Genomic DNA, 17780 nt, shown 5'->3' with positions numbered 1-17780 from the left:
GGATATGAAAAGGCCCGCACCAATCAGGTGCGGGCCTTTCGCATTCATGTGACAGAAACGATCAGTAATCGCGCTCGAAGAATACCCCCAGCGAACTGTCTCCATCACTTCCGACCGAACCACGCGCGCGCAATGTCTTGGTGATATCAAGGTTCAGGTTGATCGAGGTTGTTCCCCCTTCACCCACCTGCACATCGGTATAGACGTTTTCTGACAGATAACGTCCGGCACGCAACTGCACGTCACCGTCATCATCTGTCGTCAGGTCCAGATCATCCAGTCCCGCACTGTCGCGCAGATTGCTGATGATGCCACTGCTGCCTTTGCCAGCCAGAACCGCAATGGCATTGGCCAGTTGCGCGGCCTGAAGGGCGCTGATGCTGTCCAGACCGCGGCCGAACAACAGCTGGGACAGAACCTCTTCCTGCGGCAGTTCGGGCGAGGATTCGAAGGTGATGACAGGATCGGTCACTTCACCGTCAAGGATGATACGCGTGGTGATGCTGTCCTGTTCCGTTTCGGCAACAAGGCGGATAACCGGAATCAGACTGCCCTGAAGTTCGACCAGACCTTCGGTCAGATCGAAGCGGTTGCCCAACAGATCGACCCGACCACGCACCAGTTCCAGATTGCCGACAGGAATGACATTGCGCGTCGTTCCCTGAATCTGGAAGCTGCCGCCCAGTTCGGCATCCACACCGCGACCACGGATAAACACGCGGTTGGGGGCGTTGATCACCAGATCAAGCCGCGGGGGATTGGCGGGCGGCGTGGCGGGCGGACCTGCCAGCCCCGCCTCGGATGCGGCCTTGCTGGGATAGCCGTCCAGACCTGCCCGCGCGCGCGTGGCCCGCACCGGCGGGCGCTGGCTGCCGACATGGGTGATGTCGGGAATGGCCGTCGCCCCCCCAAGACCCGTAGAGGGGATACGGATTTCCGTCTGGCCCAGATCGATACGCCCCGAGACCAGTGGCCCCGCCGTCATCGAACCTGCAATCCGCAGATTGCCTGCCAGTTCGGTCTGGTACAGGTTCGGGTCGCGCAGCGTGACATCGTTCAGACCGATCGCAATATCCACGGTCCGGTTCGAAATATCAACCGGCCCCTGCAACGACAGGCTGCCGCCAGCGGCCACATTCGACACCCCATCGACATTGATGCGACCGTTGTTGAAGGTGGCGGTGACATTGATCCCCTCAAGCCGCATGCCAAGACCCGGATCGGACATCTGGCCGTTCTGCAACCTGACCTGACCGGCCAGCGCCTGCAGCGACGGTGCCCCCTGAACGCGCAGGTCGATGGCCAGCGGGCCGGTCACGCTGCGGGTCCGCAGGCTGCTGTTGGCCAGCGATGAATCCGCACTGCCGTTAATGGCCAGATCCACGGTCGAGCCATCCCGTGCTGCCGTTCCCGAAATACGCAAATCCGCATCCCCCGGTGCTGTGGCACGCAGATCAACCGCCACATTGGCACCCTGTTCGCGGACGGTCCCTGCAACCGTCACCGGACCGGGGAATTCCGGAACGATCACCCCCAGATTTGCCAGACGCGCATCCAGATTGATCCCAGACGCAGGCGATCCGTCTGCGGTGACAGTGACCTGCGGGTTCTGCACATTCAGCCGCTGCACAGACAGCCCCTGACCATCCATGCTGGCCGCAAGATCAAAGCTGGTCCGGCCTGCCAGAACCGGATCGACCTTGTCCTGTCCGATGGCCAAACCATCCGCGGTCCCTGTGGCCGCAATGCGCCGCGTCGTCCCGTCATCCGAGATCTGGGCATCAGCCGTAACCGCGCCGCGGATACCATTGCCGATAAACCGCAGGTCGCTGGCGTTGATGGTGGCATCGACATCCGTTGCCCCCACGCCAACCTGCCCCGTGGCCGAGGCTGTCAGCCGCGGGTTTTCGACCTCTGCGTCCTGAATGGTAAAGATGCCATCCTGTTCGGTGCCCGTCACCCGCAGACGGGTCTCGCCGGCCAAAGCTCCGTCCACCTGCGCCTGCCCGAATGACAGATTGCTGCCGGTGCCGTTCAGTTCCAGCTGGCGGATACCGTCGCCGGCCTCGCGGAAGCTGCCATCGGCTTTCAGCGTACCGCGCCAGCCAGCCCCGAAGGGCGCAAGCGAGGCAATATCGACGTTGCCTGTAATATCCGTAACGCCGGTACCATAGGTGCCTGCAACGATGGCGTTCATCTGGTTGTTCTTCAGAACACCGTCCTGAATGGTGACAACGCCGTCTTTTTCGGTCGCTTTCAGGCTTAGCTGCGTGGTGCCGGTCAGGGCTCCGTCAACGCCCGATTGTCCCAGCGACAGGTTCTGGCCCGTGCCGGTCACATCGATCACCCTTGCGCCATCCTGTTCACCCAGCGTGGCGCGGGCGTTGAAATTGCCCGACCATTCCGGCTTGATCGAGGAGAGATCCGCCAGATCGAATTCGGCAATCGCGTCCAGTGCCCCTTCGGCAAAGCTGCCGCTGGCATCCGCGCTCAGTTGCGGATTGGCCAGCTGGAAGTGTTCCAACTGGTATCCATCGTCGCTTTCTGCGGCCACGACGGTCAGGTTGGTGGTACCCGAAAGAGCATTGTCCAGCGCCTCGATCCCGATCTTCAGATCATCGGCCAGACCGGTGATGGTCAGACGTCGTGCGTTCTGTGCACCGCTTAGTTGGGCATCAGCCTGCAACGACCCGCCATAGGACGGATCGGCATCGGCCAAGGACGGCATAGAGATTTGCGCCGTCACATCACTGGACTGACTGCTGATCAGACCCCGCGCTGTGGCAGTCAGGCGCTTGGCATTGACGGCGAAATTCTCGATCTCGATGCCGATTTCGTCGCGGCGGGCCTTCAGATCGATCGTCGACCGACCTTCCAGCATGCGATCCGCCTGAGGCACATCGACCGCAATATCATTGCCGACCACCTGTGCATCAATATCGAAGCTGTTGTTCAGCAGCGTATAATACCCCGTAACCGAGGCATCGGCACGTCCCGACACGGGCCGGTTGGCCAGCGTCGAAAGCCGTCCCAGATCGGAATATCGGGCATTGGTATCGACCGACAGGGTGATGCCGCTGGACAGGCCCGAAATCAGGAAGTTCCCGTCGACCCCGTAATCGGACCCGTTGATCGTCACATCCGAAATATCGACCGCATTGCCTGGGGCAAAATCGAAATTGGCGCTGCCGTCGATCTTATCGCCGATCGCCTGCGCCAGTCCGGCATCGGCAAAGCCAAGGCTGCTGGCGGCAAATTCGATACCGCCGGTGACAGCTGACAGGGCGCCATTGTCCAGAACCACCTCGCCCGAACCGTTCAGGTCCAGATCACCCAGTTGCATCTGTCCGGTGTTCAGCGCACCGACGCGCCCGTCCAACGTCCAGCCCTGACCTTGGGCCGCGTCGTAATCCAGCGACAGTCGTCCGCTTTCCACGGTCGAGTTTTCGCCCGCAAAGGGCATCTGGACCGGAACCTGCGGTGCATCGGCATCACGGCCAAGCGTTACCAGCAGTGCCGCCTTTTGCGGGGCGGATTGGTCATTGGTCGACAGCGATCCCTTGATACGCAGCGCCTCGGTCTGGATGTCCAGATCGGGAATTTCCAGACGACCGGTTTCGGCACGCCAGCCTTCGGCCAGCACTTGGGTGTTTTTCCCGAAGAACGCACCGTTTTCGGGGCTAAGCAAACTGGCGACATCCCCGCCCAGCTGGAACCGGAATCCGGTGCCATCCGTACCGTCCTGCTGTTCGCCATTGGCACTGACGCGGCCCGAAATGCGCTGCGTGCCGTCGGTGGACAGGCGGATATCGGCGGCAAAATTCTTGATTTCGCCCTCTCCGCTGATCTGCGCGGTCACGGCGGGCTTTTCATAGATATTGGCGAGGTTGACCAGAATGCCGTCCTTCGCCTCGTCCAAGGCAAGGTTCAGGCTAAGGACCTGTGTTTCATTGGCGTAACCTGCATCCAGAACGAACTGGCCGCGCGGGCCGTCAAGGCGGTCGATGGTCAGCTGCGCCTTACCTTCGCCCCCTTCAAGGGACAGGCCGCCACTGATGCGCAAGGCACCTTCGACCCCGATTACAGGTTCGCCCAATTCGACCCGATCGGCCTGAATGCTTTCGATGTTCAGCGACACCGGCAATTCGGGCAGTGCGAAAACGGTTGCTTCGGCCTGCACGTCCGAATCCTGGCTTGAGGGTTTGCGTGGCAGCAGGATTTCCTCGGCCGAGAGTTCGGCAATTTCCACGCGGCGGCGCAGAAGCGCCGAACGGTTCCACTGGATGGCCCCGTTCTTCAGCGTCAGCCATGCGCCGTCGTCATCCAGAATGCGGATTTCGGTAAAGGTGGCGCGGGACGACAATGCGCCCTCGAAGCCGTCAATCTGCACCTGACGGCCATCGCCGGACAGGTTCTTTTCCAGAAGGTTTGTCAGAAAGCCTTTGTCGTCATCCGTATCTTCGGAAATTTCGGCCACGCTCTGGGCCATGATGGCCAGCGGAAACAGAAGGGCGAAAGCGTATATCCAGAACTTGCGCATCAAAATGCCTGCCCTAATCCAAGGTAGAATTGCGCCCCGTCAGCGGTATCGCCGCTGACGGGGCCTGCCACGTCAAAGCGCAAAGGCCCGACCGGCGTGTCATAGCGGACGCCGACGCCGGCCCCTGACTGGCTGCCGCTGTCGCCGCCGAAACCGTCCTCGGTCCAGACCTCGCCGTAATCGGCAAAGGCCACCAGGCCGATCTTTTCGCGGACCTGGAAACGGATTTCGGCGGTGGCGTTTGCCACGCTCATCCCGCCGGTGGTGATGGTGCCATCCGTGCCTTCGATCACATCGACGCCCAGTGATTCATAAGGATGCCCCCGCACGGTGCCGCCACCGCCGGAAAAGAACAGATAGTTGCGCGGAGTTTCCTCGATCTCGCTGCCGAAAATGCTGCCAAAGCGGGCGCGTCCGGCCAGTGTGAATTTGTCATCCGTGCCAAAGGATTTATAGACGCGCCCCTCACCCAGAACCTTTGCGCCCGATCCGGTGTCGTCAAAGCCGATGAAGGGTTCGATCTCGCCCGACAGATAGAAGCCACGCTTGGCGTTATTGGGTTCTTCGCGCTTGTCCCATGTCACCTCGGTCGGCAGGGCAAGAACATTGAAGTCGGTTTCTTCGCCATCGTCGAAAACACGCGAATACTGGTATTCCAATTCGGTGTTCACGGTCAGCTGTTCGTTGAAGATATGGTTGAAACCGACCCCGATGCTGGCCGTATCCTCGTCGTAATCCTCTTCGCGGTTACGTTCGGTTTCCAGCTCGATATAGGCGGTGGTATCGGGGGTGATCGTCGCAGGGCGATCCAGACGGATGGTAAAGGCGTCATCGCGGCCACTGGTGTCGGACCCGACGTCCTTGATCTCTCCGTCGATACGCAGACGTTCGCCGCCACCAAACAGGTTACGGTGCAACCAATAGGCCGACACCTGCGCCCCGTCCGTGCTGGAAATTTCGAACCCTGCCCCGATCCGGCGCGTCTTCTGTTCAATCACCGCCAGATCGACATCAAGTGAATCATCGGCATTCAGATTGTCGCTTTCCTGAAGCGTGATGGCCGAAAACACGCCGCTGCGGCGCAGGCGGGTGCGGACGGTGTCCAATTCTTTCGGATCAAAGCGTTCGCCTTCGGGAAAGCCGGCCATCTTGCGCAGGCGACGTTCATTCAGGCGTTCATTGCCGCTGACGGTCATCTGGCCAAAGGTTACTGCAGGCCCGGGGTTCAGCGCGATGCGGCTGTCGACGCTTTGCCGGTCGTGATCGGCAATAATGTCCTGACTGCCCAGATCCGCCTTGGCGTGACCATAGTTGCGCCAGTCATCAACCCCTGCCAATGCAGCACGACGGATTGTGCCGGTGCCTGCCACCTGATCGACGGCGTATTCGTCCGATACCTTGCTGCCCGGGACAACAGGTGCCATTTCAGCACGCGAAAAGCGGAAAACCGGACCCGGATTGACCGATATTTCGACCCGGCGGATCACCTCGGGGGCATCCAGCGGGGCCACTGACGACGCCTCGATCCCGTCCAGCAGGATATCCACGGTGCCGTCGTAATAGCCTTCGTTGTAAAGCACGCCAAGGATACGGGCGTAATCGCCGCGTGCGGCGGCAAGAACGTCCTGTCCGGTGGTGCGGTCTTCATCCAACGCACCCGACACCAACGAGGTGTTGCGGATCTGGCTTTCCAGCCCCTCGTCAGGGCCGGTGACATTGATGTCCAGTGTCACCGGGCTGTCGGCCTGACTGTCACCACCGCCGAACAGCCCCGAAAATGGTGATGAGGATTGCGCCAAAGCCGCCCCCGGACCAACAAGCGCCGTCGAGGCCACCAGAATTGCCTTGAAATATGCCTGCATCGCACCGCCCTGTTTCTTAATTGCTTAACGCAATTGAAACAGGGTTAGGTCATGGAATCCAGCAATAGTTGGATAACAGATGCGTATGGCACACCTGCGTTCGGCGGTATTCAGCCCAGCGCGGCCAGACATCCGTGCAACGCCGCCATATCGTCACGGATCAGCATAACCGGCGTATTTTCGGGGATATGGCCCATATGGGTCTGCGACAGGAAGGCCGGTTCGAAGTGGCCCATGCGGTCAGCAATACTGCGCCCGACGCTGCCTGCCAGAAACAGCCCTTCCAGCGGCATGAAACGCAAAGCCAGTTCGCGGCACAAAAGACCGACCAGCCGGGCGAAGAAGTCATAGGTTTCAATCGCCTGCGGATCGCCCGCCGCCACCGCGGCAGCGATCTGTTCGCTGCGGACGGGTTCGGTACCAGTCATGGCTGCGTGCAGACGCGACAGCCCGCGACCTGCAAATGTTTCCTCGGTCGAGAAGAAACCGGCGGCGGCATTTGCACCCACGCGGTCAATCAGACATGCCATGATATTAGCGGGCAGGTGGGTGTGACCCTCTTCTGCCTCAAGCGCGGTGATGGTGCCGCCGGGCAACACCCGCACGGCACAGACGTTAAAGCCGGTGCCCAGACCGACAACCAGCGACTGGCCGTTGCGGGCGCGATCTTCGAGGGCAGGGCGCAGGACGCTGACGCCATCGCCCGACAGGACCGGCGTGGCATAGCCAAGTGCGGTCAGGTCGTTAATCAGGCGCACATGATCGGCATCGGTCAGGCGCGCCAGATTGGTTTCATCAAAGGACCAGTCGCGGTTTGTCAGGCTGGCCCGCCCGCCGCTGACCGGACCGGCCACAGCAATACACATGGATGACACATGCGGCTGATGCTGTTCTGCCATATACTGGCGCACAACATCATCGAAGCTGGCATAATCGTCGCCCTTGAAACGGGTGACAGTCGCCGGATCGATGGCCCCGTTGCGGGCGATCGCCAGCCGCGCATTGGTTCCACCCACATCGCCCAAAAGCATTGCCATCGCCGTCACCCTTCCTCAGTTCAGCCGTTCGCCATCCTTAGGCGAGAAATACGACACTTTCGAGAGGTCGAATGCCAGCGGAAACGGCTGACGGGCCTTAACAGCACTTTCTGCCCGCAATCGGGCAGTGACCGCCTTACCGCCCAGCTGCGTCACCGCGAAAGTGTCGGCACCCGCCGGTTCGACGATGTCGATCATCACATCGCCCCCCGCGCCTTCGGCGGTGCCGGGCAGATGGGCATTGCCCGTCGCTTCATGGATATCCTCGGGGCGAACGCCAAGGATGATGTCGGCGGGCAGGTTGCGGGCCACCGGATCGGTAATGACCAGCGGGTCCATGCCCGCGCGTTCAATCTGGATGCGGGTCTGGCCGTCTTCGGCGCGGACCTTGGCGGGAATCAGGTTCATCGCCGGGCTGCCCATGAAGTCAGCCACGAACATATTCGCCGGACGGTTATAGATTTCCGCCGGCGTGCCGATCTGCTGGATCACGCCGCCCTTCATGACGACGATCTTGGTGGCCAGCGTCATCGCCTCGATCTGGTCGTGGGTGACATAGACGATGGAGGCGTTCAGATCCTGATGCAGCTTCTTGATTTCCGTCCGCATGGACACGCGCAGCTTGGCATCAAGGTTGGACAGAGGTTCGTCGAACAGGAACAGCTTGGGGTCACGCACCAAGGCACGGCCCATGGCGACACGCTGACGCTGGCCGCCCGACAGCTGACCGGGCTTGCGGTGCAACAGCGGTTCGATCTGCAACTGGCCCGCAACCTGCGCCAGCTTCTGGTCCTGCGTGGCCTTGTCGACGCCCCGCACTTTCATGCCGAAGGTGATGTTTTTGGCGACCGACATCGTCGGGTAAAGCGCATAGGACTGGAACACCATCGCGATGTCGCGGTCCTTGGGGCTGACGCCGGTGACGTTGCGCCCCGCGATGCTGACATCGCCGCCGCTGATCGGTTCCAGCCCTGCAATGCAGTTCAGCAGCGTGGACTTGCCGCAGCCCGAAGGCCCGACCAGCACAAGGAAATCACCCTCTTCGATGCTGATGTTGATGTCGTGCAGGATATGGGTGTCACCATAGGATTTCTGCAGGTGGTCGATTTCTAGGATCGGCATGGGATCACCCTTTCACGGAACCGGCGGTCAGGCCGCGAATGAAGTATTTTCCGGCGACGACATAGACCAGCAAGGTCGGCAGCGCGGCGATGATCGCAGCAGCCATATCGACATTGTAGGCTTTGACGCCGGTGGTGGAGTTGACGATGTTGTTCAGCGCGACCGTGACAGGCTGGCTGCCCGCCCCGCTGAAGCTGACGCCGAACAGGAAGTCGTTCCAGATCTGCGTGAACTGCCAGATGACCGAGACGGTGATGATCGGCAGCGAGATCGGCAGGAAGATCGACCAGAAGATGCGGAAGAAGCCCGCGCCATCGACCTTGGCCGCCCTCACCAGTTCCTGCGGAATGGTGACATAATAGTTGCGGAAGAACAGCGTGGTGAAGCCAAGTCCATAGATGACATGGACAAAGATCAGTCCGGGGATGGTGCCCGCCAGACCCATCAGGCCCAGCATCTGCGCCATCGGCAACAAAACGACCTGAAACGGGATAAAGCAGCCGAACAGGATCATCGCAAAGAACAGGTTCGCGCCCTTGAAGCGCCATTGCGCAAAGACGTAACCGTTCAGCGCGCCCACCACGGTCGAGATCATCACCGCAGGCACGGCCATCAACACGCTGTTCCAGAAGAACGGACGCAGGCCTTCGCATTTGGTGCCCGCGCAGGCGGTTGACCATGCCTCGGACCATGCGGCGAAGGTGATGTCGCGGGGCAGGGCCAGCAGGCTGCCGGTGCGGATTTCCTCCAGCGATTTCAGCGATGTCGTCAGCATGACGAACAGAGGCATCAGATAGAACAGGGCGAACAGGATCAGGATCAGATACAGGCCCAGTCGCAGCATGGTTTTACTGGTCACGGCGGGGCCTCAATTCACTGTAAAGATAAGGAACGACGATGGCGAAGATGACCATCATCATGATCATGGCGCTTGATGCCGCCTGACCCAGATCACCGCGCGAAAACGCCATGGCATACATATAGGTCGCGGGCAGATCGGTCGCATAGCCGGGGCCACCGCCCGTCAGCGCGATCACCAGATCGAAGGCCTTGATGGCAAGGTGGGCCAGCACGATGAAGGCCGACAGGAAGATCGGGGCCATCGTCGGGATGATGATGGCGGAATAGATACGATGCGTCGGGATGCCGTCGACCTGTGCGGCGCGGATAATTTCGCCATCGACGGACCGAAGGCCCGCAAGGAACAGCGCCATGACAAAGCCCGATGCCTGCCAGACGGCGGCCAGAACGATGGTATAGATCGCCATCTCGGGGCGGATGATCCAGTCGAAGGTGAAACTTTCAAAGCCCCAGCCGCGCACGGTTTCCTGAATGCCCAGACCGGGGTTCAGGATCCATTTCCACGCGGTGCCGGTCACGATCAGCGACAGGGCCATCGGATACAGATAGATGGTGCGCAAGACACCCTCGGCGCGGATTTTCTGGTCCAGAAAGATCGCCAGCGCCAGACCGATGATCATCGAGATGACGATGAACAGGCCGCCAAAGATGAACAGGTTGTTCATCGCGACATCCCAACGGGGGGCTGCGAACAGGCGGTTGTATTGGCCGATGCCATCAAGGTCGTATTTCGGCATCAGGCGTGATTTCGTGAAACTGATCCATGCGGTCCAGGCGATGAAGCCATAGACAAAGATCATGATTGCCACGAATGACGGCGCCAGAACCATCTTGGGTACGTTGCGTTCAAGCCATTCCATTATCGGACTACTCCCAAAGAAAAACCCCGCGCCTTGGCATCCGGCCAAGGCGCGGGGCCGTCACGTCGTGATCACATTGAATTTGCGACAGCATCGACCAGCTGTTGCACGGCATCATCCGAGGACATGTCGCTGTTGAAATGCGCCGTCACCACATCGGTGATCGCACCAGCCTGCGCACCGCGCAGAGCCATGCCATGCGCAAAGGACGGCAGCAGCGAACCGTTCTGGGCACCGGCAGTCATCGCCTTGTTGGATTCCACCGCACAGCTGTCGAAATCATCCAGCGCGATATCGGTGCGCGCAGGGATCGACCCCTTGTTCAGGTTGAAGGTTTTTTGGAACTCCGGACCCATGATCAGCTTGGCCAACAATGCCTGACCTTGTTGCTTTTCCTCTCCGTCCAGCTCGAAGAAGGCAAAGCTGTCAACATTATAGAGGAAACCGGTGCCGGGGGTTTGTGCGCAGACGAAATCGGTGCCCGGCTCTTTGCCCGCAGCAAGGAATTCGCCCTTGGCCCAGTCGCCCATGATCTGGAAGGCAGCTTCGCCATTCATGACCATCGCGGTGGCAAGGTTCCAGTCACGACCCGAGAAGTTGTCATCGACATAGCCGCGGATGATCCGCATTTCGTCAAAGACCTGCTTCATCGTGTCGGAATTCAGCGCCTCGGGGTCCAGATCGATCAGCGCCTTCTGGAAGAATTCCGGCCCGCCCAGACCCAACACGACCGTTTCAAAGATGGTCGCATCCTGCCAGCTTTGACCGCCATGGGCCAAAGGCGTGATGCCCGCCGCCTGCAGCTTTTCGGCAGCAGCGTTGAATTCGTCCCATGTCGTCGGCATTTCGATGCCGTTATCGTCAAGGATCTGCTTGTTGCCCCACAGCCAGTTCACGCGGTGAACGTTGACAGGCGCGGCACACCACTGGCCTTCGCATTTCATATGCTCGGCGATCTGGGCGGGCAGAACGTCGGCCCAGTTGTTTTCTTCGGCCACGGCGCTGATATCGGCCAGACCGGTTTCTTCGTACCATTCCTGAATGGCGGGGCCTTTCAGCTGGACGGCGGTCGGAGCATTGCCCGACAGAACGCGCGCCCGCAGCGCGGTCATTGCGGCGTCACCGCCGCCACCCGCGACGGGCATATCGGTCCAAGTGCCACCTTCGGCTTTGAACTGTTCCTGCAGGACCGCGACGGACTGTGCCTCGCTGCCCGAGGTCCACCAGTGCAATACCTCTACGGTCGGTTCAGCCATGACGGGGCCAGCCAGCATCACAGCGGTCGAGGCCGCCAGTACGGATTTGATGTTCATGGATCCTCCCAGATCTTGTCAGCGCGGATTCGCTCATCCGCATGCTGATCCTATAATGGCAAATCATTAGCCATGACCGCAACGCATTGCAGCCATGCAAAACGCATAAATCACGCTGCCGTGTTACAAACTGTTACGTAAGGCCATGCCACGGTGCTAAGTGCTGTCGGCAGGGGGGACAACGCATGAGCCTGCATCGGTTGCTGTTGGTAGAAGACGACACGGATATGGCCACAATGCTGGCGGCATATTTGCAACGACAGGGGCTGTATGTGACGCTGGCCAACAGCCGCGCCAGCGCATTGGCCGCGCTCAAGGCAGGGCGGGTCGATCTGATCCTGCTGGATGTGTCACTGGGCGACGATGACGGCGTGGCGTTATGTGCGGAAATCAGGGCGGCGCAGGATGTGCCGATCATCATGGTCTCGGCCCTGTCAGCCGACCACCAGCGCATGGCCGGATACGAGGTGGGGGCCGATGATTACATCGCCAAGCCCTTCAACCCCGACCTGCTGCTGGCCCGCATCCGCGCCGTTCTGCGTCGCGCAGGTCGCGCGCCCAGCCTGTCGCACCGCCGCCGCGACGGGGCGCTGACCTTTCAGGGCTGGCGCTATGATGCCCGTCGGGACGAGGTGACAGCCCCCGGCGGCTGGCAGGTTTCGCTCTCTTCACGTGAAACAAAATTGCTGCGGGTGTTTCTGGCCAACCCCCTGATCCCCCTGACCCGCGAAGAAATCGCCGCAGCACTGGATGATGACGAAGCCGCCGAAGGCCGCGCCATCGACGTGCTGGTGGGCCGTCTGCGTAACAAGACCGACCCCGCGTTGATCCGCACCGAACGCGGCACCGGATATGTGCTGACCGCCGAAGTGACCGCCGATGAGCCGGCTTAGCCTGCGTCGCCTTGCCAGCCTGTGGGTGATGCTGGCCATGCTGTCCGGCGGGCTTGGGGTCTGGCTGTGGATGGGCAGCAATGCCGCATGGCGGACGCATCTGACAGACGCCTATGTCGCAGGGCTGACCCTGCATGACAGTCTGGACAATGGCGGCGCATTGCCTGCCGGTATCAGCCTGACGCAACTGGGGGACCAGCCCGCACTGCCTGCCGGATGGCGCGAAACACTGATCACGCTGACGGGGGGCGGGCGCCCCGATCTGGCGCGCGGGGCGCGTCTGTCGATCCGCATCCAGTCGCCCGACATCCGGTATCCGGCATCGCGCGTCGAAAGCGTCGGTGGCGGGACGCAAGCCGCGGGGCTGGCCTCGATCACCCGCACGCTGGCCAGTTTTTGCAGCGACCCACGCCTGTTTGTGCAACTGGACACCGGCCCTTGGCTGCGCGTCGATGGCAGTCCTGTCTGGGGATGCCAATCCGCCCCCCCGGACCGTCGCCTGCTGGCCGCCGCCATTCTGATCGGCGCTGCGGCCCTGCTGCTGGGATGGGTGGCCGAAGTGTCGGGCGCCTTTACCGCCTTTGCCGCCGCCCTTGGCGATCATCGCGCCCGCAACGCCGCCCTGCCCATCGGCGGGGTCGAGGAATTGCGCCAGACCGCCGAGGCCGTGAATCTGTTTGTGGCCCAAGACCGTGCAGCGTTGGAAAACCGCGCCATGGTGCTGTCAGGTGTCAGCCATGATCTGGGCACGCCTGCCACCCGCCTGCGCCTGCGCACCGCCTTGATCGAGGATGCGGCCCTGCGTGAAAAGCTGGACCGCGACATTGACGAAATGACCACAATGATCGATGGCGTTCTGACCTATACCCGCGCCGAAATCGGGGCCGAGCCGTTCCGGAACTTGTCCCTGACATCGCTGGCCGAGGCTGTGGTCGCCGATTATCAGGATGTCGGCCTGTCGGTCACTTTGGCTGCCGCTGCCCCCCGTCCAACCCGCAGCGGCACGTTGTTTGCGCGGGCCATTACCCGCCCGATGATCGACAATCACACCGTCCTGATGCGCGGCCAGCCGACGTCCCTGCGGCGTGCCTTATCGAACCTGATCGACAATGCTTTGAAATACGGACGCGAAGCGGTTGTCACCGTGGATGCCAGTGCGGATGAAGCATGGGTCAGCATCACCGATCGCGGGTCTGTGCTGACGGAATCCGACATGACCCGCCTGACGGGTGCCTTCCAGCGGGGCGAAAATGCAGGGGCGCAAACGGGGGTCGGATTGGGTCTGGCGATTGTCTCGACCATCGCGGCACAACATGGCGGACGGTTGGAGTTTCACCACCAGACCGAAGGGCTGGAAGCACGGCTGATGCTGGCCCGCCAATGGGCCTAGGGGAACTTTGCCGTCAAAAGCCGCGTTTTACTGGCAGAACACACGCACAGAACGAAACGAAAGGCTGATATCATGACCCGCACCGCAACCCGCATCGCCCGCCTTGCAATGGTCGGCAGCGTGACGCTGTTGACGGCCATGCCCGCTTTGGCCGCCACCCCCGCCGACCAGCCCATTCAGGGTTGGAGCGCGATGCAGGGGACCGACACCGCCACGCTGTTGCGCGACGTCCAGTCGCTGTCCGTGTCGGAACAGGCGTCCGAAGATCAGCCCTATTGTGCCAGTGACGCGGAAATTGCCAAGACGCTGGAACATGATTTTAACGAAATGCCCGTTCATGCCGAACAGGTCGACGGGACCGAGCTTTGGGGTTCGGACCAATTGGGCACTTGGACATTGGTTGCTGCCCGTCAGGACCAGACCAGCTGCATCATTGCTTCTGGTATCGGTTTTGACGACGACACCAACGCACAGAATTACTATGACGTCGCAGGGCTGTGATCAGCCCACGCGACGCAGAAATGCCCGCGTCCGGTCATCCTGAGCATTCCCGAATATCTGTGATGGCGGACCCTGTTCGACAATCCGACCCCCTTCCATAAAGACAATCCTGTCCGCTATTTCGCGGGCAAATTGCATCTCATGGGTCACGATCAACATCGTCTGGCGACCATCGGCAACGCGGCGGATCAGATCCAGAACCTCGCCCACCCATTCGGGGTCAAGGGCGCTGGTGGGTTCATCGAACAGCAGCAGTTCCGCATCCAGCGCCATCGCACGACCAATGCCAACACGCTGTTGCTGCCCACCCGACATGGCTGCCGGATAGCTGTCGCCACGGTCGCCCAGTCCGATCTGTGACAGGATCTGATCGGCACGTTCCGTTGCCTGTGCCTTGGACCAGCCGCGCACCGTGGTCAGCCCCTCCATAATATTCGCACGGGCGGTTTTATTGGCAAACAGGGCATAGTTCTGGAACACAAAGCCTGTCCGGCGGCGCAACGCCAGAATATCGGATTTCTGCGCGTTTTCTGCATCGACTGTCAGATCGCCGATCGTGATACGGCCTTCCTCTGGTCGATCCAGATAGTTCAGACACCGCAGCAATGTCGATTTTCCGGTGCCCGATGGACCGATAATCGCCATCCGTTCACCCGGTTGCAGGCACAGGTCAATGCCGTTCAGGACAGTGTTATCACCAAAGCGCTTGACCAATCCTTTGATGTCGATCTGACAGCTCATCTGGAGACCGCCTTTCCAAGTCTGTGTTCCAAGCGGCGCTGACCGGCTGACAGCGTCTCGACGATGACCCAATAAAAGACGGCAACAACCAGGAACGCCTCGGGATAAAGGAAAGTGCTAGAGGCCTCTTTCTGCGCGGCACCCATCATTTCGGTCACACCCAATGTAAAGGCCAGTGATGTGCTTTTGATGATATCGATAAAATAGTTCATCAAGGTCGGCGCAGCGGTCCGCGCAGCCTGTGGCAGGATGATCCGCGTCAGCACCTGCTTTTGGGTCATCCCGACCGAAGCCGCAGCCTCCCACTGGCTGCGGTCGACGCCAAGGATCGCGCCACGGATGCTTTCGGCCATATAGGCCGAAAAATGCAGCGTCAGGCCGATAATCGCGGCGCTGACCCCATCTAGATTCTGAAGTCCCGACACCAGTTGCGGCAGGCCGAAGTAGAACAGGAACAGTTGCACCAGCAAAGGCGTGCCGCGAAAGAAGCTGATGAACACCGCCACGATCCGGTGCAGATAAGGCACCTTAATCACACGAATGACCGCCATGACCGCCGCCAGTGCAAGGCCGGCGATCATCGACATAATCGCCATAAACAGCGTCAGCGGCACATAGCTGGCGATCACGGGGATCAGGTCCAGCATATAGGCGGTGTCCAATCCCCGCATATTATTCAGCCGCAGCAGCAGGCTGGGTCACATCAGCTTCCAACCACTTATGCGAAATCTCGGCCAGTTTGCCATTTTCCTTCAGCGTGGTGATGGCGGCATCGACGCGGTCGCGCAGGGCCTTGCCTTCGTCATCGTTGCGGAATGGCAGCGCGTTGCGGATTTCCGAAAACGGCTGACCCGCCAGCGTCAAAGGCAGCGGGCTTTGCGCGATGACCTGCGACGACGACACACGGTCCATCACAAAAGCATCGACACGGCCCAGCGCGGTGTCCTGCGTAATATTGCTTTCATAAGTGCGGATGTCGATTTCATCGGCATAGGGCAATTCGTTCAACAGGGTTTCGAAATTCGATCCCAGATTTACGGCAACCGACTTGCCCTTCAGGCTTTCGGGGCCAGAAATTGTATCTTCGTTGCCCGCTTTAACAACAACCTGTGCGCCGTCATAGACATAGGGCTGGGTGAAGGCGAAGGTCGCCTCGCGTTCGGGGGTGATGGTGATCTGGTTGGCGACGGTGTCGATGCGACCTGATCCCAAGGCGCCGATCAGACCGGAAAAGGACATAGTAACAAATTCGATGTCATCGCCGGTTTCTTCGCCGATGGCGTTCAGGAAGTCGACTTCGAAGCCCTGCAATTCGTCGGCGCGGGTAAAGGTGAACGGGAAATAGCCCCCCGACATGCCGACACGGATCGTATCAGCGGCGGCGGGCAGGGCGGTGGTCATGGCCAAAGCGGCTGCAACGATAAGGTGGCGCATCGAAAATCTCCTTGTGTTCTTGCCCCTTAGATGCGGCCTTGCCCTGCCGGTCGCAAGCCGCGGCGCAGAAATAAGGACATCTTTGGGATGGCACCCGACGTGCCGAAACAGTCCGTCGCCACAGAACGGCCCTGACAGAACATCGTTCCGCCTTATGGCCGAAACGCTTGATAAATGATTGGCTTGCGACCATCGTGATCAGGTCAAACAGCAAACGGGAGGTGCCGATGGGCAAACGTGACGACCTGATCGCCAAATATGCACGCGATATCGAAACCAAGCTGGGCCAGACACCCGACATGGATCTTTTGCGCAAAATAACCATCGGCTGCGGCCCCTCGATCTATAGCGCCGATGCCGAAACCATCGCCGGCAGCGACAAATCCGAGGTGGCCCGCGTTCGCGACAGCTATCTGGTCAAAAAGCTGGGGCTGGCTGAATCCGATGATCTGGACGGTGCGATCCAGTCCGTGATGGACCAATACGGCAGCGGCAACCGCAGCAAATACCGTGCTGTGGTCTATTACATGCTGTGCCGTCATTTCGGCAAAGAGGCCGCCTACGCCTGATCGCACATTGCCTTGATCGCCGCGACATGTTCGGGCGCGGCGGTCACGCAATCTGCGGTCAGATCCATCGCTGCCTGCATCAGATCCGCGGGATCGACGATGCGGTCGATCAGCCCCCATGACAGCGCCTCGGGGGCGGTGATTTTCTGGCCTGCCATCAGGATCACCTTGGCACGTGCCGGACCGACCAGATGCACCAGCCGCGCAGGGTCGCTTGGCTGCGGCAGAAAGCCCAGCTTCATTACCGGATAAAAGAACCGCGCCTCCGGCACAGCCAGCCGGATATCGCAGGCCAGCGCCATGCCGAACGCCCCACCCGCCAGCGTGCCGTTCAACGCCGCAATGGTCAGGCAAGGCATTGCGGCCATCCGCGCCGACAGCCGTTCCCATTCGGGCGACGTGGCCAGTCCCGCGCGTGCTTCGTCCAGATCGGCACCGGCGGAAAAGACACGCCCCTTGCCGGTCAGGATCACCGCCCGAGTGTCGTGCGGCACCTTCAGGGCTGCGGTCAATGCGCGCAGCATATCGGCGGTCAGCGAATTGGCCTTATCCTGCCGATCAATGGTCAGCAGGCAAATACCCTGTGTATGCTGGCAGTGGATCACGAACTGTTCCCTTCACCTTTAGGGGCCACTGTGTCAACAATCCTGCAGACAT

General features: G+C 60.6%; 15 protein-coding genes. 4 read left to right on the top strand and 11 right to left on the bottom strand.

Annotation, left to right across the window (positions count from 1 at the left end; all coding sequences use genetic code 11):
* Positions 1–61: 61 nt before the first annotated feature.
* The 7 genes from DWB67_RS05190 to DWB67_RS05160 all read right to left on the bottom strand — a co-directional run bounded on the left by DWB67_RS05190 (position 62) and on the right by DWB67_RS05160 (position 11595).
* On the bottom strand, positions 62–4540 hold the full coding sequence (locus DWB67_RS05190; protein WP_119806447.1) for a translocation/assembly module TamB domain-containing protein: 4479 nt from the start codon (positions 4538–4540) through the stop codon (positions 62–64).
* Complete coding sequence (locus DWB67_RS05185) at positions 4540–6402, bottom strand: autotransporter assembly complex family protein (protein WP_119806446.1); 1863 nt, start codon at positions 6400–6402, stop codon at positions 4540–4542. Before DWB67_RS05185 ends, DWB67_RS05190 begins: the two co-directional genes overlap by 1 nt.
* 110 nt (positions 6403–6512) lie before the next feature.
* Positions 6513–7439, bottom strand: a complete 927-nt coding sequence (locus tag DWB67_RS05180; protein WP_119806445.1) for a glucokinase — start codon at positions 7437–7439, stop codon at positions 6513–6515.
* A 15-nt stretch (positions 7440–7454) separates the two neighbouring features.
* On the bottom strand, positions 7455–8561 hold the full coding sequence (locus tag DWB67_RS05175; RefSeq protein WP_119806444.1) for an ABC transporter ATP-binding protein: 1107 nt from the start codon (positions 8559–8561) through the stop codon (positions 7455–7457).
* 4 nt (positions 8562–8565) lie between these two features.
* Positions 8566–9405, bottom strand: a complete 840-nt coding sequence (locus tag DWB67_RS05170; RefSeq protein ID WP_119806443.1) for a carbohydrate ABC transporter permease — start codon at positions 9403–9405, stop codon at positions 8566–8568.
* A 4-nt stretch (positions 9406–9409) separates the two neighbouring features.
* The gene (locus tag DWB67_RS05165; protein WP_119806544.1) at positions 9410–10285 is read right to left on the bottom strand and encodes a carbohydrate ABC transporter permease; all 876 of its coding nucleotides are present in this window, start codon (positions 10283–10285) and stop codon (positions 9410–9412) included.
* A 68-nt stretch (positions 10286–10353) separates the two neighbouring features.
* Positions 10354–11595 carry an ABC transporter substrate-binding protein gene (locus tag DWB67_RS05160; RefSeq protein WP_119806442.1) on the bottom strand — a complete coding sequence of 414 codons (1242 nt, stop codon included), beginning with the start codon at positions 11593–11595 and terminating at the stop codon, positions 10354–10356.
* Positions 11596–11780: 185 nt separating this feature from the next.
* Between DWB67_RS05160 and DWB67_RS05155 the strand changes: the two genes are divergently transcribed.
* The 3 genes from DWB67_RS05155 (at position 11781) to DWB67_RS05145 (ending at position 14379) form a co-directional block, all read left to right on the top strand.
* Entirely contained in the window at positions 11781–12488 is a 708-nt protein-coding gene (locus DWB67_RS05155) for a response regulator transcription factor (protein WP_119806441.1), read from the top strand.
* Positions 12475–13878 carry a sensor histidine kinase KdpD gene (locus DWB67_RS05150; RefSeq protein ID WP_119806440.1) on the top strand — a complete coding sequence of 468 codons (1404 nt, stop codon included), beginning with the start codon at positions 12475–12477 and terminating at the stop codon, positions 13876–13878. Before DWB67_RS05155 ends, DWB67_RS05150 begins: the two co-directional genes overlap by 14 nt.
* 72 nt (positions 13879–13950) lie before the next feature.
* Positions 13951–14379, top strand: coding sequence for a hypothetical protein (locus tag DWB67_RS05145; protein WP_119806439.1), 429 nt, complete (start codon positions 13951–13953; stop codon positions 14377–14379).
* On the opposite strand, the gene DWB67_RS05140 is transcribed toward DWB67_RS05145, so the two are convergent.
* Genes DWB67_RS05140 through DWB67_RS05130 form a run of 3 tightly spaced genes read right to left on the bottom strand, consistent with a single transcriptional unit; the run spans position 14380 to position 16554 of the window.
* Complete coding sequence (locus tag DWB67_RS05140) at positions 14380–15120, bottom strand: amino acid ABC transporter ATP-binding protein (protein WP_119806438.1); 741 nt, start codon at positions 15118–15120, stop codon at positions 14380–14382. It lies immediately after the preceding gene.
* Positions 15117–15791 carry an amino acid ABC transporter permease gene (locus DWB67_RS05135; RefSeq protein ID WP_119806437.1) on the bottom strand — a complete coding sequence of 225 codons (675 nt, stop codon included), beginning with the start codon at positions 15789–15791 and terminating at the stop codon, positions 15117–15119. The genes DWB67_RS05140 and DWB67_RS05135 overlap by 4 nt, the downstream gene beginning before the upstream one ends.
* A gap of 1 nt (position 15792) precedes the next feature.
* A complete protein-coding gene (locus DWB67_RS05130; RefSeq protein ID WP_119806436.1) occupies positions 15793–16554 on the bottom strand; it encodes an amino acid ABC transporter substrate-binding protein in 762 nt (253 codons plus the stop codon).
* A gap of 227 nt (positions 16555–16781) precedes the next feature.
* Between DWB67_RS05130 and DWB67_RS05125 the strand changes: the two genes are divergently transcribed.
* Positions 16782–17123, top strand: a complete 342-nt coding sequence (locus tag DWB67_RS05125) for a DUF2853 family protein (RefSeq protein WP_119806435.1) — start codon at positions 16782–16784, stop codon at positions 17121–17123.
* On the opposite strand, the gene DWB67_RS05120 is transcribed toward DWB67_RS05125, so the two are convergent.
* Positions 17114–17728, bottom strand: a complete 615-nt coding sequence (locus DWB67_RS05120; protein ID WP_119806543.1) for an enoyl-CoA hydratase/isomerase family protein — start codon at positions 17726–17728, stop codon at positions 17114–17116. The two genes, DWB67_RS05125 and DWB67_RS05120, sit on opposite strands and share 10 nt — an antisense overlap.
* Between the last annotated feature and the right edge of the window lie 52 nt (positions 17729–17780).

The sequence above is a fragment of the Paracoccus sp. JM45 genome (genome assembly GCF_003590715.1).
Taxonomy (GTDB): domain Bacteria; phylum Pseudomonadota; class Alphaproteobacteria; order Rhodobacterales; family Rhodobacteraceae; genus Paracoccus.
The sequence above is the reverse complement of the archived record's forward strand: the minus strand, read 5'-3'. Positions and strand labels throughout refer to the sequence as shown.